Below are 23,363 nucleotides of genomic sequence, written 5' to 3'. Positions count from 1 at the left end.
CTCTAGAGTGCTGCCATGGCTCCGCGTCCCGACCGTCCCGACCCGTCCCCCGACGGCGACGAGCCCGACGGCGTCCACGACGCCTCCGGCGCCCCCGGCGTACCGGGTCCGCGCGACGACCGTCCGGACGACCGCGGGGAACGGGTCACCGACGAGCAGTGGGCCGCGATCGTCGCCGACCTGCGCGGCGAACCCGGCCCGACCGGTGCGGCGGAGCCGCCGAGCGCCGCCCCCGCTGGCCAGGACGACCCGCGGACGTCGTCCGGTCCCGCCGTAACCTACCCCGTCGCACCCTGGGTGACCGACCGCCGCGTCGTCCGACCCGCGCGGCCGGGCGATCCCGCTGGCGCCTCGGGCACGTCCGGCACGGCCGGTGGCGCCCGCCCCGGGCCCGACGACCCGTCGCTCTCCGGTCGCGACTGGGACGCGACGAGCCAGATGGACGACGCCGAGCGCCGTGTCGACGACGCCGAGCACTTCCGCCCTCCGGAGCCCGGCCCCGTCCTGGGCGGCGACCCGCTGCTCACGATGGCGTGGTTCGCCGTGGCCGGGATGCCGGTCGTGTGGCTCGTGGTCCTGATCGCGTGGCGCGGCGCACCCGCCGCCGTCATGCAGGCGTCGGTCGTCGTGTTCCTGCTCGGGCTGGGCGTCCTGCTCTGGCGGATGCCCCACCGCAAGGACGACCGCGACGACGACTCGGACGGCGCCGTCGTCTGACCGGCGCCGCCCGGGAGACCTCAGCGGCGCGCGAGGTCCGCCGCGCCGACGATGCCGGCGTCGTTGCCCATCGCGGCGAGCGCGAAGGTGGCCTCGGGCCGGTGGCCCCGGGCCGAGAGCTGGTCGAGGAACGCGCGGCGCGCCGGCGCCAGCAGCAGGTCGCCGGCGGCGCTGACGCCGCCGCCGATCACGACGATCGACGGGTCCAGCAGCGCGGCGACGGACGCGGACCCCTCGCCGATCCAGCGGCCCAGCTCGGCCAGCAGCTCGACGGCGAGCGGGTCGCCCTCCTGCGCGGCCTGGGTGACGTGCGGGCCGGTCAGCGCGTCGGCGTCGCCGCCGGCGAGCTCGAGCAGCCGGGTGCCGCGGGCGGGCTCGGTGATCAGCGCGGACTGCGCGTCGCGCACCAGGGCGCTGCCGGAGGCGTACTGCTCCCAGCAGCCCTCGTGGCCGCAGCCGCAGTAGTGGCCACCGGGCACGACGCGCATGTGGCCGACCTCGGCCGCCACGCCCCAGGCGCCGAGCACGAGCTCGCCGTTGACGACGATCGCGCCGCCCAGGCCGGTGCCGATCGTCAGCAGGAGCATGTCCTGCTCCTCGCGGGCGGCGCCGAACCGGAACTCGGCCCAGCCGGCGGCGTTGGCGTCGTTGGCCACGACGATCTTCACGTCCTCGCCGAGCTCCTTGGCGACGATGTCGCGCAGCGGGTGCTCGCGCCACGGCAGGTTCGGGGTGAACAGCACGGTGGCCTGGTCGGTGCCGATGAAGCCGGGGGCCGCGAGGCCGATCGCGCCGATCTCGTGCTGCTCGGCGAGCTCCTGGCACGCCTCGATCACGCCGCGGTCCACGCTCCCGGAGTCGCGCGGGTCGGTGTCGCGACGGGTCTTCGCGATGATCCGGCCGTCCTCGTCGACCACACCGGCGGCGATCTTGGTCCCGCCGATGTCCACACCGATGGCGTGCATGCTTCCCTGCTTCCGCGTGAAGGTTCCCAGCCGCACGGCGCGGTTCCACCGGCTCCCGGGACGCTGCAGCACCGGTGCGGCGGCGGCGACCCTGCGCGCGTGCGCACCCACGCTAGCGTGCAAATCGGACTGGTTCGCACACGCTCCCACGGTTCGGCCGCGTCCGCGCACGACCACCCGGACGGGCGACGGCGCGGGCTCCTGCCTTCTGGGACGGAAGTCCCCTATGCTGCGGACACCTTCCGACCTCTGACGATGGAGCCAGACTCATGGAGGAGTACAGCACCCCCCTGCTCGTCGCCGCCGGACCGCGCGAGAACCTGGTCGACCTGCTCGACGCGCGCGTGGCCGCCACCGGGGACGGCCCGCTCATCGAGCACAAGACGCCGGGCACGGGCACCACGTGGCACACGGTGAGCGCCCGCGAGTTCGACCGCCGCGTCCGGGCGGTGGCGCGCGGGTTCGTCGCCCGCGGCGTCTCCCCCGGCGACCGCGTCGGCATCATGTCCCGCACCCGCTACGAGTGGACGCTGCTCGACTGGGCGCTGTGGAGCGCCGGCGCCGTGCCCGTCCCCGTCTACGAGACGTCGTCGGCGGAGCAGGTCCACTGGATCCTGACCGACGCCGCCGTGACGCTGCTCGTCGTCGAGTCGGCCGCGCACGCCGCCACCGTCGCCGAGGTGCGTCCGGAGGCGCCGCTGCTGCGCGACGTGCTCGTCCTCGACGACGGCGCGCTGGCCGCCCTGGAGTCCGAGGGGGCGGACGTGCCCGACGCGGAGCTGGAGCGCCGGCGCCACGTCGCGGGCCGCGACGACCTCGCCACGCTGATCTACACGTCCGGCACCACCGGTCGGCCCAAGGGCGTCGCGCTCACGCACGGCAACTTCGCCGTGCTCGCGCGCAACGCCGTCGAGGGGCTGCACGAGGTCGTCGCCACGCCGGGTGCCCGGACCCTGCTCTTCATGCCGCTGGCGCACGTGTTCGCGCGGTTCGTCGAGGTGCTGTGCATGCCCGCCGGCGCGGTGCTCGGCCACACGCCCGACACCAAGCAGCTGCTGACGGACCTGCAGGAGTTCCGGCCGACGTTCATCCTCTCGGTGCCGCGCGTGTTCGAGAAGGTCTACAACTCGGCGGAGCAGAAGGCCGCGGCCGGCGGGAAGCTGAAGATCTTCCAGTGGGCGGCGCGCACGGCGATCGCCTACTCGCGCGCGCTCGACGACGGCCGGCCGGGCCTCGCGCTCCGGGTGCAGCACGCCGTCGCGGACCGGCTGGTGTTCCACAAGCTCCGCGACGCGATGGGCGGGAAGGTCGAGTGGGCCATCTCGGGCGGCGCGCCGCTGGGCGAGCGGCTCGGGCACTTCTTCCGGGGCATCGGCGTGAAGGTGCTCGAGGGCTACGGCCTGACCGAGACGACCGCGCCGGCCACGGTCAACATGCCGGGCAGGACCCGGATCGGCACCGTCGGGCTGCCGCTGCCCGGCACGTCCGTGCGGATCGCCGCCGACGGCGAGGTCGAGGTGCGCGGGCACCAGGTGTTCCGCCAGTACCACGGCAACCCTGCCGCCACCGCCGAGGCGTTCGACGACGGCTGGTTCCGCACCGGCGACCTCGGCTCGCTCGACGAGAACGGGTACCTGCGGATCACCGGGCGCAAGAAGGAGATCATCGTCACCGCGGGCGGGAAGAACGTCGCCCCGGCGGTGCTCGAGGACCGGCTGCGCGCCCACCCGCTGATCAGCCAGGTCGTGGTCGTGGGCGACGGGCGGCCGTTCATCGGCGCGCTGGTGACCCTCGACCCCGAGGGGCTCCCCGGCTGGTGCGCCGCGCACGGCCGCCCCGAGCTGACCGTCGCGCAGGCCGCGCAGGACCCCGAGGTGCTGGCCTCGATCGACGAGGGCGTCGAGCGGGCGAACCGGGCGGTGTCCCGCGCGGAGTCGATCCGCAAGTACCGGATCCTGGAGCACGACCTGACGATCGCGAGCGGGCACCTGACGCCGAAGCTCAGCGTGCGGCGCACGCACGTGCTGAAGGACTTCGCGACCGACGTCGAGGCGATCTACCGGGAGGACCAGCCGACGGCGTAGCCGCGGTCCGGCTCAGACGCGGCCCAGACGCGCCAGCAGGGTCGCCGACGGCAGCACCCGGGCGCCGTCCGCCTCGACGTGCGCGCCGAGCGCGCGGTCGCTGGTCACCACGACGACCACGCGACCCGCGGGCTCGGCGCGCACGAGGCGGCGGATCAGGTCGTCCGCGATCTCCCCCTGGGAGAACAGCACCCGCACGCCCCGGGGACCCGCGGGCGCCCGGTCCTGGGTGCCCTCCTGCCCGTCGAAGCAGCACGTCACCTCGGCGCCCGTCCGGCCGGCCAGCGTGGCCAGCCGCTCGGTGAGCCGCCGCCGCTGCTCACCGAGCGGCTGGTCGGGCCAGGCGAGCTTGGACACGTTGTAGCCGTCGACGACCAGGTGCGCCCGCGGCATCGCCAGCAGGTCGTCCAGGAGCGCGGGGTCCTCGGCCGCGCGGCCGCGGGAGGTCGGGCGGGGGCCGGGGCCGGTCGACGCCGGCACCGGCGCGACGAGGTCCGCCGGCATCCGCCCCGCCGGCGGCAGCGCCAGCTCGTCGCGCAGCGCCGCGCCGGCCTCCACCACGGTGTCGAGCAGCAGGCGCACCCGCACCTCCGCCAGCTCCCGCAGGGCCGCGGCGTCCTGCCGGGCCGTGCGAGCGAGGTCGTCGGCCCGCCGCCGGTCCGCGTCGGCGCCCGCGCGCACCCGCGCCGCCTCGACGTGGACCCGCTCGGCCGCCGCCGCGACGTCGGCCGCGTGCTCGGCGGAGCGGCGGGCCTCGGCGCGGGCGCGGTCGGCGTCCGACCGGAGGCGACGCAGGTCCTTGCGGAGGGTCGTCAGCTCGCGCTCGGCGGTGTCGGCACGCTCGGTCTCCGCGGCGAGCCGGGCGGCGAGGCGGCGCACCTCGGCCTCGGCCCGGTGCGCGCGGTGGGTGTCGTCCTGGACGGGGACGACGGAGTCGCCGGCGGCCTGCACGCCCTCCGGCGTCCCGGGCTCGTGACCGAGGGCCGACAGGCGCGCCGCCCAGCCCTCGGGGCGCAGCAGCACGGCGCCGACCGCCAGCGTCAGCCGGTCCTCGGGCGCGCCCGGCGCGGGCGGGTCGGCGAGCAGGTCGGCGGCGAGGGCGGGGTGCGCCTGGGACCAGGCCCGGGCCACCCGGGCGCGGAACGCGTCGTCCCGCTCGACGGCGAGCCACAGCGGGCCGGCCCCGGCCGCGGCACGCCGGCGCGGGGCGAACCGGCGCACCGCCGCCAGCGCCGCGGGGACCGCCGTCGCGTCGAGCGTCCCCAGCACCTCCGCGGCCAGGGGCAGCACGGCCGCGCGCACGGCGTCGGGGACGGGCTCGGACATGCCGGTCACCCTACGGCTCAGCCGGTGGCTGCCGGTGGCTGCCGGTGGCTGCTGCCGTGTCGGACCCCGCCGTTAGCGTGCCGGACATGGTCCACCGGTTCCCCGTCCCGCCCCGCGCCGAGCCGGCGCCCCCGCTCACCGGGCGGCCCGTGCAGGTGACGCTGGACGACATCGGGACGCCGCTGCACGACGTCACCTTCGTCGTGGTCGACCTGGAGACCACGGGGGCGTCCCCCGGCACCTCCGCGATCACCGAGATCGGTGCCGTGAAGGTCCGTGGCGGCGAGGTGCTGGGCGAGTTCCAGACGCTGGTCGACCCCGGCGGCCCCGTGCCGGCGCAGATCCAGGTGCTCACCGGCATCACCACCGCCATGGTGATCGGCGCCCCGCGGATCGCCGAGGTGCTGCCGTCGTTCCTCGAGTTCGCGCGCGGGTCGGTGCTCGTCGCGCACAACGCGCCGTTCGACGTCGGCTTCCTCAAGGCGGCCGCCGCCGAGACCGGGCACGCCTGGCCCGGCTTCCCCGTGGTCGACACCGTGCGGCTCGCCCGGCGGGTGGTGACGCGCGACGAGGCGCCCAACCACAAGCTGAGCACCCTCGCCGCGCTGTTCCGGGCGACCGTCGTGCCGGAGCACCGCGCCCTGGCCGACGCGCAGGCCACCGTCGACGTCCTGCACGCGCTGCTCAGCCGCCTGGCACCGCTGGGCATCACGCACCTGGAGGACCTGGCGACCGCCGCGGACCCGGTGCCGGCCGACGTGCGGCGCAAGCGCACGCTCGCCGACGGCCTGCCCGACGCCCCGGGGGTCTACCTGTTCCGCGGCCCGCAGGACGAGGTGCTGTACGTCGGCACGTCGACGTCGCTGCGCAAGCGGGTCCGCTCCTACTTCACGGCGGCCGAGAAGCGCTCCCGGATGCGGGAGATGGTCCGCATCGCGCAGGCGGTGACGCCGGTCGTGTGCGCGACGCCGCTGGAGGCGCAGGTGCGCGAGCTGCGGCTGATCGCCGAGCACGCCCCGCGGTACAACCGGCGGTCCCGCTCCCCCGAGCGGATGCCGTGGATCCGGCTCACCACGGAGCCGTTCCCGCGCCTCTCCGTGGTCCGCGAGGTGCGCGACGACGCGACGCACATCGGGCCGTTCGCGTCCCGCGGTGCCGCGCAGACCGCGCTCGAGGCGCTGCACGACGCGTTCGCGATCCGCCGGTGCACCGCGCGCCTGCCCGCCGTGCCCGCGCCCGGGGCGAGCGCGTGCCACCTCGCGGAGATCGGCCGCTGCCCCGCCCCCTGCGTCCGGCCCGAGGCCGCCGACGAGTACGCCCGGACCGTGGAGCGGGTGCGCGAGTCCATGCTCACCGACCCGGCCGCCGTCGTGGACGCGCACGCCGACCGGATCGCCGCGCTCGCTGTGCAGGAGCGGTACGAGGAGGCCGCCGGCGTCCGCGACCGCCTCGCGGCGTTCCTGCGCGGGTCCGCCCGGGCGCAGCGCCTGGCACCGCTCGCCGCCTGCGAGGAGCTGGTCGCGGCCCGGCGCACCGACGCGGGGGGCTGGGAGGTCGTCCTGGTCCGGTACGGCCGCCTGGCCGGCACCGCGCTGGTACCGCCCCGCACCGACCCGGTGCCCGCCATCGACTCGCTGCGCGTCACCGGTGAGCACGTGCCGGCCCCCGTGCCGCCCGCGCCGGCGGGCCACCCGGAGGAGGCGGACCTCGTGCTGGCGTGGCTCGGGCGGCCGGGGGTGCGCATCGTCGGGGTCAGCACGCCGTGGGCGTACCCGGTGCGGTCCGCCCAGGCCCGCACGGACCCCGCGGACGCCGTCGCGGCGGGACGCGTGGCGACGGACCTCGCCGCCGGCGCCCCCGACGACGCCGCCGGGCGGGACGACCGGTTCACCGCCGAGGCGGCGTGGGGCGAGCACGGCACGCGGGTCGAGCACGATGCGCCGGCCGCGGCCGGGACGCAGGGCCCCGCCGCGGAGGCGCCCGGCGCGGCATGATGGCGTCATGCTGACCGCCATCGTGCACATCGACACCGACGCCGCCCGCATCCCCGAGGCCGCCGCCGCCATCGCCGAGATCCCCGGCGTGAGCGAGGTCTACTCGGTCACCGGCGGCGTCGACCTCATCGCCATGGTCCGCGTCCGCGAGCACGAGGAGCTCGCCGACATCATCGCGGACCGCGTGAGCAAGGTGGAGGGCGTGCTGAGCACGCAGACGTTCATCGCGTTCCGGACGTACTCGAGCCACGACCTCGAGCAGGCCTTCGCCCTCGGCATCGAGGACTGACCGCGCCACCTGCACGAGCTGGAGAACTCTGCCCGGCACGCTGCGGCGTGTCGGGCAGGGCTCTCCGCCAGGTGCGGCGACCCCGGCCTGGTGCGGCCGACGCCCGCGTCAGGACGCCGCGCGCCAGCGGGCGAGGACGTCGGCGGCCGCGCCCGTGTCGACCGCCCGGGCGGCGTGGCCGAGGCCCGCGCGCAGCCGCGCGGTCAGGGTGCCGCCGTCGGCGCCCGTGCCGGACAGGCTGCCGTCCGCCACCAGGGCCGCCGCGGCGTTCAGCAGCACCGTCTCCCGGGACGCCACGGGCTCGCCGGCGAGCACCGCCCGCGCGACGCCGGCGTTGAACTCCGCGTCGGCGCCGCGCAGGTCCGCCACGGTCAGCCGTGCGAGGCCGAGGTCGGCGACGGGGTCGAGGACGTGCTCCGTCACCGCGCCGCCCGTCACGTGCCACACGTGCGACGTCCCGGTGGGCGCCAGCTCGTCGAGCCCGTCGTCGCCGCGGAACACCAGCGCCTCGGTCCCGCGCCGGGCCAGCACCCCGGCGACCAGGCCCGCCATCCGCGGGTCCGCGACGCCGATCGCCGCGGCCGCGGGCTGCGCGGGGTTGGTGAGCGGACCGAGGAAGTTGAACACCGTCTTGATCCCGAGCTCGCGCCGCGCGACGGCGACGTGCCGCATCGCCGGGTGGAACGTCAGGGCGAAGCAGAAGGTGATGCCGACCTCGTGCGCGAGCTCCGCCACGCGCTCCGGCGTCTGGTCCAGCCGGATGCCGAGCGCCTCGAGCACGTCCGCGGAGCCCGACGAGGACGACGCCGCGCGGTTGCCGTGCTTCACGACCCGCACGCCGGTGCCCGCGACGACGACCGAGGCCATCGTGGAGATGTTGACGGTGTGCGCGCGGTCGCCGCCCGTGCCGACGATGTCGACGGCGCGCCCGGGCACCTCGAACCGCAGGGCGTGCGCGAGCATCGTGTCGGCCAGCGCCGTCAGCTCGGTGACGGTCTCGCCCTTGGACCGCAGCGCGACCAGGAACCCGGCCACCCGGGCCGGCGAGGCCTCGCCGGACATGATCTGGTCCATCGCCCAGGTGGTCTGGGCCTCGCCGAGGTCCTGGCCGTCGACGAGCGTCGTCAGCAGGTCGGACCAGGTGACCGTCTCGGTCATGCGGCGGGGGTCCGGGACAGCAGCCCGGCGACGGCGGCCTGGAGCTCGACCGGGTCGAGGGGCTGGGACACGACCGCGTCGGCGTCGGCCCACGCGGCGAGCCACGCGTCCTGCGGCCGGCCCGTGAGGACCAGCACCGGCGGGCAGCGGAACACCTCGTCCTTGACCTGGCGCGCCAGGGCCATGCCGCCGACCTTGGCGGCCTCCCCGTCGAACACGAACAGGTCGTACGCGCCGGTCCCGGCCTGCTCCAGCGCGGCCTGCGGCGTCGCGACCTCGCTCCACCGGATGTCGGGCGTGCCGCGGCCGAGCCGGCGCCCGACGCCGAGCCGCACCTGGGCGCGGGTGTCGACGTCGTCGCTGTAGAGCAGGATGCGCGGGCCCGGGACGGACGCGGCGTCGGTCTCGTCGTGGGCGCGGTCAGCAGCCATGGTGGTCCTTCGCTCGTGCGGGGACGCGTCGCGCGCGTCCGGTGCCAGCATCTTGGCACGCCGCCGGCGGCGTGGTCCCGGGACTCCCCGCGCGCCGCGGGCGACCCCGGAGAACACGCGGAACGAGGTGACGATGTGACAGAAACCTCGGCGACGCCCTGGGACTTGTGACCCATGTAGCGCCGTTATCGGCCATACTGACGTGCGTGACGACCGCAACGGCTGCCCCCGCCTCCGCTCCCCATGTGAGCGTCAACCGACCGAACCCTGTGTCGGTCGGGACGATCGTGTGGCTGGCCTCGGAGCTCATGTTCTTCGCGGGCCTCTTCGCCATGTACTTCACCCTCCGGTCGACGGTGCCCGAGGAGTGGGCGGTCCAGACGGAGAAGCTCAACATCACCTTCGCGCTGATCAACACGACGGTGCTGGTGCTCTCCTCCGTGACGTGCCAGATGGGCGTGTGGGCCGCCGAGCGGTTCCAGCCCGTCCGCTCCGGCGGCCTGCTGAACGTCAAGGGCTGGGGCATGAACGAGTGGATGACCCTGACCTACGTCATGGGCGCGTTCTTCATCGGCGGCCAGATCTTCGAGTACGCGGAGCTGGTCCACGAGGGGCTCACCATCTCCTCGAGCCCGTACGGCTCGGTCTTCTACCTGACGACCGGCTTCCACGGCCTGCACGTGGTCGGCGGCCTGATCGCCTTCCTGTTCCTGCTCGGCCGCTCGTTCACGTCCAAGCGCTTCGGGCACCACGAGGCCACCACGGCCATCGTGACGTCCTACTACTGGCACTTCGTCGACGTGGTCTGGATCGCGCTGTTCGCGACGATCTACCTGATCAAGTGACGACGACCCCCCGCACCACCCACGCCCCCCGCACGCCCGAGACGAGGATCCATCCGTGAAGGCACTCGCCGCCCGCAGGCATCACCGGTCCGCACCGGTGGTGCTGCTCCTGCTGGCGCTGCTGCTCACCGGAGCGGTGTACGCCATCGCCCAGCCCGCCAGCGCCGACGCGGCGCAGGCTGCGGCCAGCGAGAGCGACATCGCCGCCGGTCAGAAGCTGTTCCAGGCCAACTGCGCCACCTGCCACGGCGTCTCCGCCGAGGGCCGTGAGGCGGTCGACGGCGGCGCCGGCGGCCCCTCCCTCATCGGCGTGGGTGCCGCCGCGGTCGACTTCCAGGTCGGCACCGGCCGCATGCCCGCCCAGATGAACGGCGCGCAGATCCAGGCCAAGCCCGTCCAGTTCGACGACGAGCAGATCGCCCAGCTGGCGGCGTTCGTCGCCTCCCTCGGCGCCGGTCCCTCGATCCCGACGGAGGAGCAGGTCGACGCGAGCCTCGGGGACGTCGCCACCGGCGGCGCCCTGTTCCGCACCAACTGCGCCATGTGCCACGGCGTCACCGGCGCCGGCGGCGCGCTGTCCGAGGGCAAGTGGGCGCCGTCGCTGAACGACACCACCCCCACGCACCTCTACGAGGCGATGCTGACCGGCCCGCAGTCCATGCCGGTCTTCAACGACGCGAACATCACCCCGGACGAGAAGCGCGACATCATCGCCTACCTCGAGACGCAGCGGGAGGGGTCGCCCGGCGGCCTCACCCTCGGCTCGGTCGGCCCCGTCAGCGAGGGCCTGTGGGCCTGGGTCGTCGGCATCGGCCTGCTGATCGCCGCCTCGGTCTGGATCGGAGCCAAGTCCTCGTGAGCACGCACCACGACCCCTCGACCGACCTCACCGCCCGCGTGGAGCACGCCTCCGTGCCGGAGCAGTTCGAGGACCCGGGCATGCACGAGCACCACGAGCGGCTCGGCGACACGGACCCGAAGGCCAACAAGCGCGCGGAGCGCCAGGTCGTCGTCCTCTTCACCCTCTCGATCGTCGGCACCATCGGCGCGATCGTCGCGTACGCCCTGGTGCCCCCGGGCGAGACGGTCGGCAGCATGCGGATGTCCAACCTGCTGCTCGGCCTGGCCATGTTCCTGGGCCTCGCCGGCATCGGCCTCGCCGCCGTGCACTGGGCCAAGTCGCTCATGAACGACCGCGAGCAGTCCGAGGACCGGCACGCGATCCGCACCTCCGACGAGACCCGCGTCAAGGCCGTCGAGGCCCTGCGCGCGGGTGCCAAGGACTCGGCGATCGGCCGCCGCGGCGTGCTCAAGGGCGCCATGGTGACGTCGCTGGCCCTGTTCCCGCTCTCCATCGCCGTGCCGCTGATCGGCAACATCGGCGGCGACTGGGACGTGTCGCGCTCCAAGCGCACCGTCTGGAAGCGCGGCACCCGCCTCGTCACCGACCCCACGGCCCGCCCGATCAAGGCGGCGGACGTGACCATCGGCTCGGCGTTCCACGTCATCCCCGAGGGCCTCGAGGAGCTGGACCACCCGCTCGACGAGAAGGCCAAGGCAGTCGTCCTCATGGTCCGCATGGACCCGGCCGACCTCCGGTCCGAGCAGGGCGAGGGCTGGTCGTACGACGGCATCGTCGCCTTCTCCAAGATCTGCACCCACGTCGGGTGCCCGGTCGCCCTCTACGAGCAGCAGACGCACCACATCCTGTGCCCGTGCCACCAGTCGACCTTCGACGCCGCGGACGGCGCCAAGGTCGTCTTCGGCCCGGCCAAGCGCCCGCTGCCCCAGCTGCCGATCACCGTCGACGACGAGGGCTACCTCGTCGCGCAGGACGGCTTCAACCAGCCCATCGGCCCGTCCTTCTGGGAGCGCCTCACATGAGCACCGTCGACTCCCCCAGCGCCCCGCTGACCCGCGGCGCGCGCGCGGCGGCCGGGACCGCCGACTACCTCGACCAGCGGACCGGCGTCGGCGCCGCGGTCAAGGAGTTCGCCCGCAAGATCTTCCCCGACCACTGGTCGTTCCTCCTGGGTGAGATCGCGCTGTACTCCTTCGTCGTGCTGCTGATCTCGGGCACGTTCCTCACCATGTTCTTCGTGCCCTCGATGACCGAGGTGCACTACGACGGCCCCTGGGCCGCGATGAACGGCGTGCAGATGTCCGAGGCGTTCGCCTCGACGCTGCGGCTGTCCTTCGAGGTCCGCGGCGGTCTGCTCATGCGGCAGATCCACCACTGGGCGGCCCTGATCTTCATGGCGTCGATCGTGACGCACATGATGCGCGTGTTCTTCACCGGCGCGTTCCGCAAGCCCCGCGAGCTCAACTGGCTCGTCGGCTTCACGCTGATGATCCTGGGCCTGCTGGCCGGCTTCTCCGGCTACTCGCTCCCCGACGACGTGCTGTCCGGCAACGGCCTGCGCATCGCCGACGGCGTGGCCCGCGCGATCCCGATCGCCGGCTCCTACATCTCGTTCGCGCTGTTCGGCGGCGAGTTCCCGGGCACCGAGCTGATCCCCCGGCTGTTCACGCTGCACATCCTGCTGATCCCGGCGCTGATCCTCGCGCTGATCGGGCTGCACCTGCTGATGGTCGTGCTGCACAAGCACACGCAGTACCCGGGCTCCGGCCGGTCCGACAAGAACGTCGTCGGCTACCCGCTGTTCCCCGTGTACGTGGCCAAGGCCGGCGGCTTCTTCTTCGTCGTGTTCGCCGTCATCGCCCTGATGGCCGCGACCATGACGATCAACCCGGTGTGGAACTACGGGCCGTTCGACCCGTCGATCGTCGGCGCCGGCGCCCAGCCCGACTGGTACATGCTGTTCCTCGAGGGCGGTCTGCGGCTCATGCCGGGCGGGGCCGAGGTCGTCATCGGGCAGTACACGCTGTCCCTGAACATCCTGGTCCCCGGCGTCGTGATCCCGGGCATCCTGTTCACCACGCTGGCGCTCTGGCCGTTCATCGAGGCGTTCGCCACCGGTGACGACCGCGAGCACCACGTGCTGGACCGTCCCCGCAACGCGCCGTTCCGCACCGCCTTCGGCGTCGCGTTCCTCACGGCGTTCATGGTGCTGATCCTCGCGGGCTCCAACGACCTCATCGCCACGCACTTCCACCTGTCGATCAACGACATCACGTGGACGTTCCGGGTGCTGCTGTTCGTCGGCCCGGCGGTCGCCTACTGGATCACCAAGCGCATCTGCCTCGCGCTGCAGCGCAAGGACCGCGAGCTGGTCCTGCACGGGCACGAGACGGGTCGCATCGTGCGGTTCGCCTCCGGCGAGTACATCGAGGTGCACAAGCCCCTCGACGCCCACGAGCGCTGGCTCCGGGTGCAGCACGGGCCCCGACGCCCGCTCGAGATCGAGCCGGCCGAGGACGCCCGCGGCGTGCGCCGCAAGGGCTACCGCATCGACGCGATGCGCAAGCGCCTCTCGCACGTGTTCTACGAGGACCGCGTCGAGCCGGTCACCCCGGCCGAGCTGCTCGCGGCGCAGTCGCACGGCGGGCACGACGCCCTCCCGGCGGCGCCGGCCGAGCAGCACGAGGAGCTCACGGGCGCCGGCAGCGGCACCCGGCACCTCGCCCCCGAGCCGGAGGACACCGAGGGCACCCAGCGCGGGTGACCGCATGCTGAACAGGCTCTGACCTGGGGAATCATCCGCTCCGACCGGTCGTTCGACCCAGTAGGCGCGGATCGACCCCACCGACCACGCCCGGGCTCCACCGGCACCACGCCGGAGGACGCCCGGGCGTCGTCGTCGGCAGGCCGGGGCGCCGCACGTCCCGCACCGTCGTGCACGAGCCCCCCGGGCAGCAGGCAGGCGGACGTGGTACGACTACAGGAGGCGTGCTCACGGGTGCGCCGACTGCGAAGACGTCGTCGCGGCGCAAGAGCCGCGGCCCGAGCAGGAGAGGCACTGATGGCCGACTACACCCTTCCGGACCTGCCCTACGACTACGCGGCGCTCGAGCCGCACATCTCCGGCCGGATCATGGAGCTCCACCACGACAAGCACCACGCGACGTACGTGGCCGGCGCGAACACCGCGCTGGAGAAGCTGGCAGCGGCCCGGGAGTCCGGCGACTTCGGCGCCGTGGCGGGCCTCGAGAAGACCCTCGCGTTCAACCTCGGCGGCCACGTGAACCACTCGGTCTTCTGGGAGAACCTCTCCCCCGACGGCGGCGACAAGCCCGAGGGCGAGCTGGCCGCGGCGATCGACGAGTTCTTCGGCTCGTTCGACAAGTTCCAGGCGCACTTCACCGCCAACGCCACCACGATCATGGGCTCCGGCTGGTCGATCCTCGCGTGGGACTCCATCGGCCAGAAGCTGGTCATCGTGCAGCTGTACGACCAGCAGGGCAACATCCCCCTCGGCCTCGTGCCGATCGTCGTGCTCGACATGTGGGAGCACGCGTTCTACCTCGACTACGTCAACGTCAAGGCGGACTACGTCAAGGCGTGGTGGAACATCGTCAGCTGGTCCGACGCCGCGGCGCGCTTCACCCGCGCCCGCACCCAGACCGCCGGGCTGATCGTCCCGTCGCTCTGAGAGCCGTCTGAGCCCGCAGAGGCCGGTCGCCCCCTCCCGGGGCGGCCGGCCTCTCCCGTGCCCGCACACCCCCGCCCACGCCCCGCTCCGCCCCACCCCGCTCCCGCCGCCCTACCCCGCTCCCACCTGCCCGACCCGCTCCCGCCCGCCCCGCTCCACCCGCCCGGCCCGCTCCCGCCCACCCGCCCCGTGCGCCGAAGTAGTGCGTTCACGCCGAGGTAGTGCGCCGTGCCGCACTACCTCGCGGAGAACGCACTACCTCGGCGGCTGGGTGCGGGGCGAGCGGGGGCGGCGGGGGCGGCGGGGGCGGGCACGGGGCGAGCACGGGGGCCGCGGGGGCGGGCAGGGGGCGGGCAGGGGGCGGCGGGGGTGGTCGCGCGTGCGCGGGGGCCGGTAGCGTCGGCGGCGCGACGAGGTCCTCGAGGGTCCGCGGGCGTCGCCCGGGGCGCTGCCGAGCAGAGGAGAGCGCGCGTGGGCACGGTGGTCATGTACGGCTCGGTGTCGGTGGACGGCTTCGTCGCGGACGAGCAGGACCAGCCAGGACCCCTCTTCGACTGGCTGGTCCAGGGCGACGTCCCGCTGGACGACAGCGGCGCGCTGCAGGTGTCGCAGGCGTCGTACGACTACGTCCGGCCGTACTGGGACCAGATCGGCGCGACGGTCGTCGGCCGCCGCGTCTTCGACCTGACGGACGGCTGGGACGGGACGCCGCCGAGCGGGGTCGACCACGTGGTCGTGGTGACGCACCGGCCGCCGCCCGCGGGCTGGGACCCCGGGGCGCCGTTCCACTTCGTCGAGGGCGTCGAGGCCGCCGTGGCCCGGGCGCAGGAGCTCGCCGGCGACCGCGTCGTCGAGGTCGCCGCCGGCGACGTGGGGGGCCAGGCGCTCGCCGCGGGCCTGGTCGACGAGGTGCGGATGGACGTCGCCCCGGTCGTGCTCGGGTCCGGCAGGCGGTTCTTCGGCTCGGCCGGCGCGCAGCACCTGCTCCAGGACCCGGTCGTGGTGCTGCAGGGCGTCCGGGTGCTGCACCTGCGCTACCGGGTGCGCCAGGAGGGCCGGGAGGACCGAACGGGCTGAGCGGGCCCGGGACGACGCAGGGCCGGTCTCCCCGGGAGGGAGACCGGCCCTGCGGACGTCAGGCGTCAGTGCGCGTGCTGGCCGCGGCTGAACTCGAAGATCCAGCCGACCAGGCCGATGACCCCGAGGGCCACGCCGATGTACAGCAGCCACCAGCCGATCGCCATGCCGAGGAACGCGAGGGCTCCGGCGAAGGCGATCGTGATGGGCCACCAGCTCCACGGGCTGAACACGCCCTGGTCGCCGGCGCCCTCGGCGATGAGCGCCTCCGGGTCGTCCTCCGGCCGCGCGTCGATCCGGCGGGCCAGCAGCGCCAGGTAGCCACCGATCATGCCGACCAGACCGCCGACCAGCGGGATGCCGACGGTGCCGACGGCCTCGCCACCGCTCCACCAGGCGTAGACCAGCCCGATCGGGATGAAGAACAGCACGCCGCCCAGAAACAGGTACGGCTCCACCTTCATGGCGTGGCGCGGGCGGGTGCTCGCGTCGCCGTGCACCGACGGGCGGGCGCCGGGCTCGTTGAGGCTGCTCATCGGTCGCGGCCCTCCTCGTCGGTGTCGCGCGGGCGGTCGTCCACGATCGTCGAGCTGGACTGCTCGGGCTCGCCGCCGCCGTGCTCCATGCGGTCGCGGGCCACGCCCTGCTCACCCGTGCGCTCGGACTCCCAGTCGAAGAACCCGGGGTCGGGCTCGACGTGGTCCATGGCGGCGACCTCGGGGTGGTGCAGGTCGAACGCCGGGCGCTCCGAGCGGATGCGGGGCAGCGACGTGAAGTTGTGCCGCGGCGGCGGGCAGGACGTCGCCCACTCGAGCGACTGGCCGTAGCCCCACGGGTCGTCGACGGTGACCTTGGGCGCCTTGCGCCAGGTGATGTAGACGTTCCACAGGAACGGCAGCGTCGAGATCGCGAGGATCATCGAGCCGACCGTGGAGAGCTGGTTCATCCAGGTGAACCCGTCCTCCGGCGAGTAGTCCGCGTACCGGCGAGGCATGCCGAGCGCACCCAGCCAGTGCTGGATGAGGAACGTCATGTGGAACCCGACGAACAGCAGCCAGAAGTGCACCTTGCCGAGCCGCTCGTTGAGCATGCGCCCGGTGAACTTCGGCCACCAGTAGTACATGCCGCCGAACATCATGAACACGACGGTGCCGAACACCACGTAGTGGAAGTGCGCGACCACGAAGTACGTGTCGGAGACGTGGAAGTCGAGGGCCGGGCTGGACAGGATGATGCCCGTCAGGCCGCCGAACAGGAAGGTCGTGAGGAAGCCGATCGTCCACAGCATCGGCGTCTCGAACGTGAGCTTCCCGCGCCACATCGTGCCGATCCAGTTGAAGAACTTCACGCCCGTCGGGACGGCGATCAGCATCGTCATCAGCGCGAAGAACGGCAGCAGGACGGCGCCGGTGACGTACATGTGGTGCGCCCAGACCGTGACCGACAGGGCGGCGATCGCGATGGTCGCGTACACCAGGCCCTTGTAGCCGAACACGGGCTTGCGGCTGAACACCGGGAGGATCTCGGTCGCGATGCCGAAGAACGGCAGCGCGATGATGTAGACCTCGGGGTGCCCGAAGAACCAGAACAGGTGCTGCCAGAGGATGGCGCCGCCGTTCTCGGGGTTGAACACCTGCGCACCGAGCCGGCGGTCGGCACCCAGCGCGAACAGCGCGGCGGCCAGCGGCGGGAACGCCATCAGCACCAGCAGGCTCGTGATGAGCGTGTTCCAGGTGAAGATCGGCATCCGGAACATCGTCATGCCGGGCGCGCGCATGGTGACGATCGTGGTGATGAAGTTGACGGCACCGAGGATCGTGCCGAATCCGGTCAGCGCGAGGCCGAAGACCCAGAGGTCACCACCGGCTCCCGGCGAGTACACGGAGTTCGACAGCGGCGCGTAGGCGAACCAGCCGAACGACGCGGCGCCCTGCGGGGTGAGGAACCCGGCCGCGGCGATCAGGCCGCCGAACAGGTACAGCCAGAACGAGAACGCGTTCAGCCGCGGGAACGCGACGTCGGGAGCACCGATCTGCAGCGGCATGATGATGTTGGCGAAAGCGGAGAACAGCGGCGTCGCGAACAGCAGCAGCATGATCGTGCCGTGCATCGTGAAGAGCTGGTTGTACTGCTCCTTGCTCTGCACGATCTGGATGCCCGGCTCGAAGAGCTCGGCGCGGATCAGCAGGGCCATGATGCCGCCGATCGCGAACCAGGCGAAGGCCGCGATCAGGTACATGTAACCGATCGTCTTGTGGTCGGTCGACGTGACCCACTTGACGACGGTGCGGCCCAGGGTCTGGCGGCGCGGGGCGAGCCCCGGCACGACCTCGACGGTGGCGGCCATCAGTTCGCTCCCTCTTCGCCCTCGGCGTCCTCGGAACCGTCACCGGTCACGCGGACGTCCTGCAGGCGGTTGTACTCGAGACCCAGCTGACCGTCCTGGCCGGCGTCCCGCAGCTCCTCGATGTGCGCGTCGTACTCGTCGCGCGACACGACCTTCACGTTGAACAGCATCGACGAGTGCTCCTCGCCGCAGAGCTCGGCGCACTTGCCGACGTACTCGCCCTCGACCTCGGGGACGACCTGGAACGTGTTCGTGCGTCCCGGGATCATGTCCTGCTTGTACAGGAACGCGGGCACCCAGAACGAGTGGATGACGTCGCGGGAGTCGAGCACGAACTCGACGCGCTCGCCCACCGGCAGGTACAGGGTCGGCTGGTCGGCGAGGACGCCGGTCTCGCTGACCTGCTGCGCGTGCTGGCCGGTGTCGTAGACGTCGTCGTCGACGTAGTTGAAGTCCCAGCTCCACTGCTTGCCGATCACCTGGACCGTGAGGTCCGGCTCGGCGCTGCGGTCCTGGATCTCCGACATGTCCCGCGCCGTGTAGTAGAACAGCACGCCGACCATGATGATCGGCAGGATCACGTACATGATCTCGAGCGGCACGTGGTAGCGGAGCTGCACGGGGAGCTGGTCGTCGTCCTTGCGCTTCCGGTACACGGTGACGCACCAGATGATCAGGCCCCAGACGAGCACGCCCACGAGCAGCGCGGCGACCCAGGAGCCGACCCAGAGGTTCGTGATGCGGCCGGTCTGGTTGGTGATCTCGTTGTCCGAGTCACCGGGGAGCCAGCCGCGCTGGACGTCGGGCGAGCAACCGGCGAGCGCGAACGCGACGACGGACACGAGTCCCGCGACGGCCAGTCGGGTCCGCCTCGGGCGGCGGGGGGTCTGCGAGCGCACCGGGGGCCTTCCACTTCGGTCCCCGTCGCCCTCGACGCCACCCGGCGTCGTCCGACAGGGAATACACCTAGGACCTATGTCCTCGATCCCGTGCAGCGTAGCGCGCTGGTCGCGGTGAGGTGGTCCCAGACCCGCGTTTCGGGCACACGAGATGACGCAGTGTCATCTGGATCACGTCCGGGTCCGGCCGTGCCCGGCCGGGCCGGCGCCGCCCCGGCTACCGTGCGGGGGTGACCGCTCCCGGCTCCCCCGCACGTCCTGGCCCCGGCGCTCCCGCCGAACCCGGCCCGGCCCCCCGCGTGGTCCTCGACTCCGGCGGCCGCGCGCCCGTGCTGCCGGCCGCGCGCGAGGCCTTCCTCGCCGCGCTCGACGAGGGCTGGGCGGACCCGCGGCGGTTGCACAGCGAGGGCCGGCGCGCCCGCGCGCTGCTCGACGGCGCGCGGGAGGCCGTCGCCGCCCTGGTCGGCGCGCGGACGGAGGAGGTCGACCTCGCGCCGTCGCTGACGGCCGCGCTGCACGGCGCGGTGCTCACCGTCGCCCGCGGTCGGCGCCGGGTCGGTCCCGGAGTCGTCGCCTCCGCCGTGGAGCGGATGGCCGTGCTGGACGCCGCCGACGTGGCCGGGGACCGGCTGACCGTCCCGGTCGACCGCGACGGGCGCGTGGACGTCGCGGCGTTCGCGGACGCCGTCGCCCGCCCCGGCGTCGCGCTGGCCGCCCTGCAGCACGCCAACGGCGAGGTGGGCACCGTGCAGCCCGTCGCGGGGACGCACGAGGCTGTCCGGGCCGCCGGGGTGCCGTTGCTGGTGGATGCCGGCTCGTCGTTCGGGCACGCGCCCGTCGGACCGGACTGGGACGTCCTGGCGCTCGACCCGGGCGACGTCGGCGCGGTCCCGGGCGTCGCGGTGCTCGTCACCCGGGCCGGGGTCCGCCGCTCCCCCGTCGGACCGCCCGACGAGGACCGCTGGTTCCCCGGAGGCGTGTCCGTGCCCGCGGCGCTCGCCGCCGCCGTCGCCCTGCAGGTCGCCGCCGCCCGGGTCCGGGCCGGCGACGACCCGCGGGCCGGGCTCGTGGACCGGATCCGTGCCCGGGTCGCCGCCGAGGTGCCGATGGTCGACGTCGCCGGGCCCGCCACCGGCCGGCTGCCGCACGTCCTGACGTTCTCCTGCCTGTACGTCGACGGCGAGGCCGTGGTGACCGCGCTCGACCGGGCCGGGTTCGCGGTCGCGTCGGGCTCCGCGTGCACCTCGGCGACCGACGAGCCGAGCCACGTGCTCGCCGCGATGGGCGCCCTGACCCAGGGCAACGTGCGGCTGTCGCTGCCCCTGGGCACCACGGCGGCGGACGTCGAGCGGTTCTGCGACGTCCTGCCGGGCGTGGTCGCAGGCATCCGCCGCGCCGCGGGCCTCACCGGCCTCTGACGACCCGCGCACCCCGCCCGGACGCACGGGAGCCCCGGACCACCAGGTCCGGGGCTCCCGTCAGCGCGGGGTGCTGGTCAGCTGAACGAGCCGCCGCACGCGCAGCTGCTGCCGGCGTTCGGGTTGTCGATCGTGAAGCCCTGCTTCTCGATGGTGTCGGCGAAGTCGATCGTGGCGCCCTCGAGGTAGGGGACGCTCATCCGGTCGACGACGACCTCGACGCCGTCGAAGTCCACCAGCGCGTCGCCGTCGAGCACGCGCTCGTCGAAGTAGAGCTGGTAGATCAGGCCGGAGCACCCGCCCGGCTGCACCGCGATGCGCAGGCGCAGGTCGTCGCGCCCCTCCTGCTCGAGCAGGCTGCGCACCTTGCCGGCCGCGACGTCGGTGAGCTGGACGCCGTGCGTCGCGGTCTCGGTGGTCTCGCTCATGGTGTCTCCAGACGGTGTCTCGGAACGGTCGCGGACGCGCGCTCGCACGCGGGCCGCGGGACGGTCACGACGAGCACAACCGCGCCCCCGCGTGATCTGTTCCCCAATGTACGCGCCCACCGGCCCGTGCTCACGGGACGCGCACGGGACGCGCACGGGACCCGCCCGCGACCCGCCCCGCACCCGCTCGCTCGCCGGGACCCGGCCCGGGACCTCGGGCAGGGCCACGGAGGGCGCAGCGCGACCTCAGCGCGACCTCAGCGCGACCAGGTGCGGGCGATCCGCGGCAGCCGGGCCCGCAGCGCGGCGGCCGCGTCGTGCCGCCAGAGGTCGTCGTCCTCCGGGCGCTCCAGGACGGCGAAGCCGGCCGCCAGCCCGGCGGCGCCCCAGTCGCGCCGGCCGGTGCGCAGCTGCGCCGCGACCGCCACCGCGGGCACGCCGAGCGGGAGCGCCGCCCGCGCGACCGCGCCGACCACGCCGTGCTCCAGCCCGGCACCGTCGAGCACGCCGGTGCCGGTCAGCACCAGGTCGGCGTCAGCCGCGTGCCCCGCCAGGTCCACCGCGTCGGCCACCCAGGCCGCGCCCGCCACGAGCCGCGCCCCCAGCAGGCCGAGCGCGAAGGCGGCGCCACCCCCGGCACCGGACCCCGCGACCAGCGCGGCGCGCGACCCCGGTGCGCGGGCGGCCCCGCCGGGCGCGGGTCCGTCGCCGGCGAGCAGGTCCCGGCGCGGGCTCGCGCCGGCGCCGGCCGCCGCGTGCGCGAACGCGGCCGCCGCCCGCTCGGCGTCCTGCGCGGTCGCGGCGTCGACCCGGCGCGACTCGGCGAGGTCCGCCGAGACCCCGGCGAGACCGAGCAGCGGCAGGTCGTGCGCGTGCAGGGCCACCAGGTCCCGCCCGCGCAGCGCCGCCCGCAGCGCCGTCAGCTCCCCGAGGTCGGCGGCGGTGAGCCGCGCGGCGCCGTCGAGCCCGCGCGCCGCCGCCGCGGGCGCCGCGCCGAGCGCCGCCAGGAGCCCCGCACCCGCGTCGTGCGCCACGGTCCGGCGGCCGCCGAGGCCGACCACGACCCGCCCGGCGCCGGTGTCCAGCGCCGCCGCGACCAGCGTGCCGAGCCCCGCGGAGGTGGTCGCCGCCACCGGCAGGGCCTCCGGGTCCGCCGCCCCGAGAGCCAGTGCGCCGTCCACGTAGGCGGTCCGCGCCCCGGAGGGCTCGGTGACCACGAGCACCGCACCGGGCACGACCTCGCCGTGGGCGTCGGTGGTGGTGACCGCGAGGAGCTCGCCGCCCCGGGCCGCCCGGACGGCCTCGACCAGGCCGGCTCCCCCGTCCGACAGCGGCAGCGGCACGAGGGTGTCGCCGGGCACGGCGTCCTGCCAGCCCGCGGTGATCGCCGCGACCGCCTCTGCGGCGGTCAGCACCGGCCAGGAGTCGGCGCGCACGGCGCTGTGCGCGGGCCCGCGCGCGGCCGCGGGGCCGTCGTCCGGCCGCGCGTCGAACCGGCCGGGGGCCACGAGCACGTGCACGCCGCCGATCCTCGCACGCGGCCCGCACCCGTCCCACGCGTGCACCGCGCCGCGGTCCTGGTCAGCGCACCGGGGCGCTGTGGGATGATCCTGCGCGTGAGTCTGCTCGCCCCCGCGACCTCGTTCGCGGAACCGCTGCCCTCCGCCCTCCTGCTGCTCGGCCGGGGCACCGACCTCGCCTCCGAGCGCGGCGTCGAGTGCGTCGGCGGCCTGCCCGCCGCCAGCGACCCCGACCTGGTGGAACGCGCCCGTGCCGCCCGCGCCGCGCTGGGCGACCGCGCCTTCGTGCTCGGCCACCACTACCAGCGCGACGAGGTCATCGACTTCGCCGACGTCACGGGCGACTCGTTCAAGCTGGCGCGCGAGGCCGCGGCCCGGCCCGACGCCGAGTTCATCCTGTTCTGCGGGGTGCACTTCATGGCGGAGTCGGCGGACATCCTCACGTCCGACCGGCAGCAGGTGATCCTCCCGGACATGGCCGCGGGCTGCTCGATGGCCGACATGGCCGCGATCGACCAGGTCGAGGACGCGTGGGACGTGCTGGCCGAGGCCGGCGTCGCCGAGGACACGGTCCCGGTCACGTACATGAACTCGACGGCCGCCATCAAGGCGTTCACCGGCCGGCACGGCGGCACCGTGTGCACGTCGTCCAACGCGCACGTCGCGCTCCGCTGGGCGTTCGACCAGGTCGGCGGGGTCGACGGCACCGGCAAGGTGCTGTTCATGCCGGACCAGCACCTCGGCCGGAACACCGCGGTGCTCGAGCTGGGCCTGCCGCTCGACGCGTGCGTCGTGTTCGATCCCCGCAAGCCGAACGGCGGCCTCACCACCCAGCAGCTGCGCGACGCCCGGATGATCCTGTGGCGCGGGCACTGCTCGGTGCACGGCCGGTTCTCGGCGCAGAACCTCGTCGACGTGCGCGCCGCGGTCCCGGACGTCACCGTCCTGGTGCACCCGGAGTGCAAGCACGAGGTCGTCACGGGCGCGGACATGGTCGGGTCGACCGAGTACATCATCAAGGCCCTGGACGCCGCCCCCGCGGGGTCGTCGTGGGCCATCGGCACGGAGCTCAACCTGGTGCGCCGGCTCGCCGCCGCGCACCCGGACAAGCAGATCACCTACCTCGACTCGACGGTCTGCTTCTGCTCGACGATGAACCGGATCGACCTGCCGCACCTGGTCTGGGCGATGGAGTCGCTGCGCGACGGGCGGGTGCCGAACCGGATCGTGGTCGACGCCGACGACGCGCACTGGGCCCGGGTCGCGCTCGACCAGATGCTGGCCCTGCCCGGGTACTGAGACCCTGGGGGGA

The 23,363-nt window shown here is 74.2% G+C and carries 21 protein-coding genes; 12 read left to right on the top strand and 9 right to left on the bottom strand.

What is annotated here, in order from left to right; translation table 11 throughout:
* Positions 1-15: 15 nt before the first annotated feature.
* Complete coding sequence (locus tag ACWPWW_RS00310) at positions 16-717, top strand: hypothetical protein (protein ID WP_454048363.1); 702 nt, start codon at positions 16-18, stop codon at positions 715-717.
* A gap of 20 nt (positions 718-737) precedes the next feature.
* Here the strand turns inward: ACWPWW_RS00310 and ACWPWW_RS00305 are convergent, their stop codons facing one another.
* Entirely contained in the window at positions 738-1,682 is a 945-nt protein-coding gene (locus ACWPWW_RS00305; RefSeq protein ID WP_454048362.1) for an ROK family glucokinase, read from the bottom strand.
* Between the two features lie 269 nt (positions 1,683-1,951).
* Between ACWPWW_RS00305 and ACWPWW_RS00300 the strand changes: the two genes are divergently transcribed.
* A complete protein-coding gene (locus ACWPWW_RS00300; protein WP_454048361.1) occupies positions 1,952-3,766 on the top strand; it encodes an AMP-dependent synthetase/ligase in 1,815 nt (604 codons plus the stop codon).
* A gap of 12 nt (positions 3,767-3,778) precedes the next feature.
* Here the strand turns inward: ACWPWW_RS00300 and ACWPWW_RS00295 are convergent, their stop codons facing one another.
* The gene (locus ACWPWW_RS00295) at positions 3,779-5,092 is read right to left on the bottom strand and encodes an NYN domain-containing protein (RefSeq protein WP_454048360.1); all 1,314 of its coding nucleotides are present in this window, start codon (positions 5,090-5,092) and stop codon (positions 3,779-3,781) included.
* Positions 5,093-5,178: 86 nt separating this feature from the next.
* On the opposite strand from ACWPWW_RS00295, the gene ACWPWW_RS00290 reads away from it, so the two are divergent.
* On the top strand, positions 5,179-7,086 hold the full coding sequence (locus ACWPWW_RS00290) for a DEDD exonuclease domain-containing protein (RefSeq protein ID WP_454048359.1): 1,908 nt from the start codon (positions 5,179-5,181) through the stop codon (positions 7,084-7,086).
* A gap of 7 nt (positions 7,087-7,093) precedes the next feature.
* Positions 7,094-7,375, top strand: a complete 282-nt coding sequence (locus ACWPWW_RS00285) for an Lrp/AsnC family transcriptional regulator (RefSeq protein WP_454048358.1) — start codon at positions 7,094-7,096, stop codon at positions 7,373-7,375.
* A 108-nt stretch (positions 7,376-7,483) separates the two neighbouring features.
* Here ACWPWW_RS00285 and trpD read toward each other — a convergent pair whose 3' ends face one another.
* Together trpD and ACWPWW_RS00275 are read right to left on the bottom strand one after the other, a co-directional pair.
* Positions 7,484-8,533 carry an anthranilate phosphoribosyltransferase gene (gene trpD / locus ACWPWW_RS00280; RefSeq protein ID WP_454048357.1) on the bottom strand — a complete coding sequence of 350 codons (1,050 nt, stop codon included), beginning with the start codon at positions 8,531-8,533 and terminating at the stop codon, positions 7,484-7,486.
* Complete coding sequence (locus ACWPWW_RS00275) at positions 8,530-8,964, bottom strand: hypothetical protein (RefSeq protein ID WP_454048356.1); 435 nt, start codon at positions 8,962-8,964, stop codon at positions 8,530-8,532. The genes trpD and ACWPWW_RS00275 overlap by 4 nt, the downstream gene beginning before the upstream one ends.
* Positions 8,965-9,161: 197 nt before the next feature.
* Here ACWPWW_RS00275 and ctaE point away from each other — a divergent pair, with 197 nt between their 5' ends.
* The 6 genes from ctaE (at position 9,162) to ACWPWW_RS00245 (ending at position 15,439) form a co-directional block, all read left to right on the top strand.
* Positions 9,162-9,809: an aa3-type cytochrome oxidase subunit III gene (gene ctaE, locus ACWPWW_RS00270; protein ID WP_454050364.1), complete on the top strand. Its 648-nt coding sequence runs from the start codon at positions 9,162-9,164 to the stop codon at positions 9,807-9,809.
* A 55-nt stretch (positions 9,810-9,864) separates the two neighbouring features.
* Complete coding sequence (gene qcrC, locus ACWPWW_RS00265) at positions 9,865-10,668, top strand: cytochrome bc1 complex diheme cytochrome c subunit (protein ID WP_454048355.1); 804 nt, start codon at positions 9,865-9,867, stop codon at positions 10,666-10,668.
* Entirely contained in the window at positions 10,665-11,693 is a 1,029-nt protein-coding gene (qcrA, locus tag ACWPWW_RS00260; RefSeq protein WP_454048354.1) for a cytochrome bc1 complex Rieske iron-sulfur subunit, read from the top strand. The genes qcrC and qcrA overlap by 4 nt, the downstream gene beginning before the upstream one ends.
* Positions 11,690-13,435 (top strand): cytochrome bc1 complex cytochrome b subunit, encoded by a 1,746-nt coding sequence (gene qcrB, locus ACWPWW_RS00255; RefSeq protein ID WP_454048353.1) that lies wholly within the window; start codon positions 11,690-11,692, stop codon positions 13,433-13,435. Before qcrA ends, qcrB begins: the two co-directional genes overlap by 4 nt.
* Before the next feature lie 297 nt (positions 13,436-13,732).
* On the top strand, positions 13,733-14,362 hold the full coding sequence (locus ACWPWW_RS00250; RefSeq protein WP_454048352.1) for a superoxide dismutase: 630 nt from the start codon (positions 13,733-13,735) through the stop codon (positions 14,360-14,362).
* A gap of 471 nt (positions 14,363-14,833) precedes the next feature.
* Positions 14,834-15,439 carry a dihydrofolate reductase family protein gene (locus ACWPWW_RS00245; RefSeq protein ID WP_454048351.1) on the top strand — a complete coding sequence of 202 codons (606 nt, stop codon included), beginning with the start codon at positions 14,834-14,836 and terminating at the stop codon, positions 15,437-15,439.
* 65 nt (positions 15,440-15,504) lie between these two features.
* Here the strand turns inward: ACWPWW_RS00245 and ACWPWW_RS00240 are convergent, their stop codons facing one another.
* From ACWPWW_RS00240 to ctaC, 3 genes are all read right to left on the bottom strand, one after another.
* A complete protein-coding gene (locus ACWPWW_RS00240) occupies positions 15,505-15,903 on the bottom strand; it encodes a cytochrome c oxidase subunit 4 (RefSeq protein WP_454050363.1) in 399 nt (132 codons plus the stop codon).
* Between the two features lie 68 nt (positions 15,904-15,971).
* Positions 15,972-17,786: an aa3-type cytochrome oxidase subunit I gene (gene ctaD, locus ACWPWW_RS00235; RefSeq protein ID WP_454048350.1), complete on the bottom strand. Its 1,815-nt coding sequence runs from the start codon at positions 17,784-17,786 to the stop codon at positions 15,972-15,974.
* The gene (gene ctaC / locus ACWPWW_RS00230; protein WP_454048349.1) at positions 17,786-18,685 is read right to left on the bottom strand and encodes an aa3-type cytochrome oxidase subunit II; all 900 of its coding nucleotides are present in this window, start codon (positions 18,683-18,685) and stop codon (positions 17,786-17,788) included. Before ctaC ends, ctaD begins: the two co-directional genes overlap by 1 nt.
* Positions 18,686-18,915: 230 nt before the next feature.
* On the opposite strand from ctaC, the gene ACWPWW_RS00225 reads away from it, so the two are divergent.
* Positions 18,916-20,103 (top strand): cysteine desulfurase family protein, encoded by a 1,188-nt coding sequence (locus tag ACWPWW_RS00225; RefSeq protein WP_454048348.1) that lies wholly within the window; start codon positions 18,916-18,918, stop codon positions 20,101-20,103.
* Positions 20,104-20,180: 77 nt separating this feature from the next.
* Here ACWPWW_RS00225 and erpA read toward each other — a convergent pair whose 3' ends face one another.
* Together erpA and ACWPWW_RS00215 are read right to left on the bottom strand one after the other, a co-directional pair.
* Positions 20,181-20,531: an iron-sulfur cluster insertion protein ErpA gene (erpA, locus tag ACWPWW_RS00220; RefSeq protein ID WP_454048347.1), complete on the bottom strand. Its 351-nt coding sequence runs from the start codon at positions 20,529-20,531 to the stop codon at positions 20,181-20,183.
* 257 nt (positions 20,532-20,788) lie between these two features.
* A complete protein-coding gene (locus tag ACWPWW_RS00215) occupies positions 20,789-22,051 on the bottom strand; it encodes a glycerate kinase (RefSeq protein ID WP_454048346.1) in 1,263 nt (420 codons plus the stop codon).
* A gap of 84 nt (positions 22,052-22,135) precedes the next feature.
* Between ACWPWW_RS00215 and nadA the strand changes: the two genes are divergently transcribed.
* Complete coding sequence (nadA, locus tag ACWPWW_RS00210; protein ID WP_454048345.1) at positions 22,136-23,350, top strand: quinolinate synthase NadA; 1,215 nt, start codon at positions 22,136-22,138, stop codon at positions 23,348-23,350.
* The last annotated feature ends 13 nt before the right edge of the window (positions 23,351-23,363 follow it).

Source organism: Cellulomonas sp. Marseille-Q8402, from assembly GCF_965119525.1.
The sequence above is the reverse complement of the archived record's forward strand: the minus strand, read 5'-3'. Positions and strand labels throughout refer to the sequence as shown.

Excerpts from the sequence above, each read along its gene's own strand:
- ACWPWW_RS00310 (WP_454048363.1), top strand. The coding sequence starts at position 16 with ATGGCTCCGCGTCCCGACCGTCCCGACCCGTCCCCCGACGGCGACGAG.
- ACWPWW_RS00305 (WP_454048362.1), bottom strand. The coding sequence starts at position 1,682 with ATGCACGCCATCGGTGTGGACATCGGCGGGACCAAGATCGCCGCCGGT.
- ACWPWW_RS00300 (WP_454048361.1), top strand. The coding sequence starts at position 1,952 with ATGGAGGAGTACAGCACCCCCCTGCTCGTCGCCGCCGGACCGCGCGAG.
- ACWPWW_RS00295 (WP_454048360.1), bottom strand. The coding sequence starts at position 5,092 with ATGTCCGAGCCCGTCCCCGACGCCGTGCGCGCGGCCGTGCTGCCCCTG.
- ACWPWW_RS00290 (WP_454048359.1), top strand. The coding sequence starts at position 5,179 with ATGGTCCACCGGTTCCCCGTCCCGCCCCGCGCCGAGCCGGCGCCCCCG.
- ACWPWW_RS00285 (WP_454048358.1), top strand. The coding sequence starts at position 7,094 with ATGCTGACCGCCATCGTGCACATCGACACCGACGCCGCCCGCATCCCC.
- trpD (WP_454048357.1), bottom strand. The coding sequence starts at position 8,533 with ATGACCGAGACGGTCACCTGGTCCGACCTGCTGACGACGCTCGTCGAC.
- ACWPWW_RS00275 (WP_454048356.1), bottom strand. The coding sequence starts at position 8,964 with ATGGCTGCTGACCGCGCCCACGACGAGACCGACGCCGCGTCCGTCCCG.
- qcrB (WP_454048353.1), top strand. The coding sequence starts at position 11,690 with ATGAGCACCGTCGACTCCCCCAGCGCCCCGCTGACCCGCGGCGCGCGC.
- ACWPWW_RS00250 (WP_454048352.1), top strand. The coding sequence starts at position 13,733 with ATGGCCGACTACACCCTTCCGGACCTGCCCTACGACTACGCGGCGCTC.
- ACWPWW_RS00240 (WP_454050363.1), bottom strand. The coding sequence starts at position 15,903 with ATGAAGGTGGAGCCGTACCTGTTTCTGGGCGGCGTGCTGTTCTTCATC.
- ctaD (WP_454048350.1), bottom strand. The coding sequence starts at position 17,786 with ATGGCCGCCACCGTCGAGGTCGTGCCGGGGCTCGCCCCGCGCCGCCAG.
- erpA (WP_454048347.1), bottom strand. The coding sequence starts at position 20,531 with ATGAGCGAGACCACCGAGACCGCGACGCACGGCGTCCAGCTCACCGAC.
- nadA (WP_454048345.1), top strand. The coding sequence starts at position 22,136 with ATGATCCTGCGCGTGAGTCTGCTCGCCCCCGCGACCTCGTTCGCGGAA.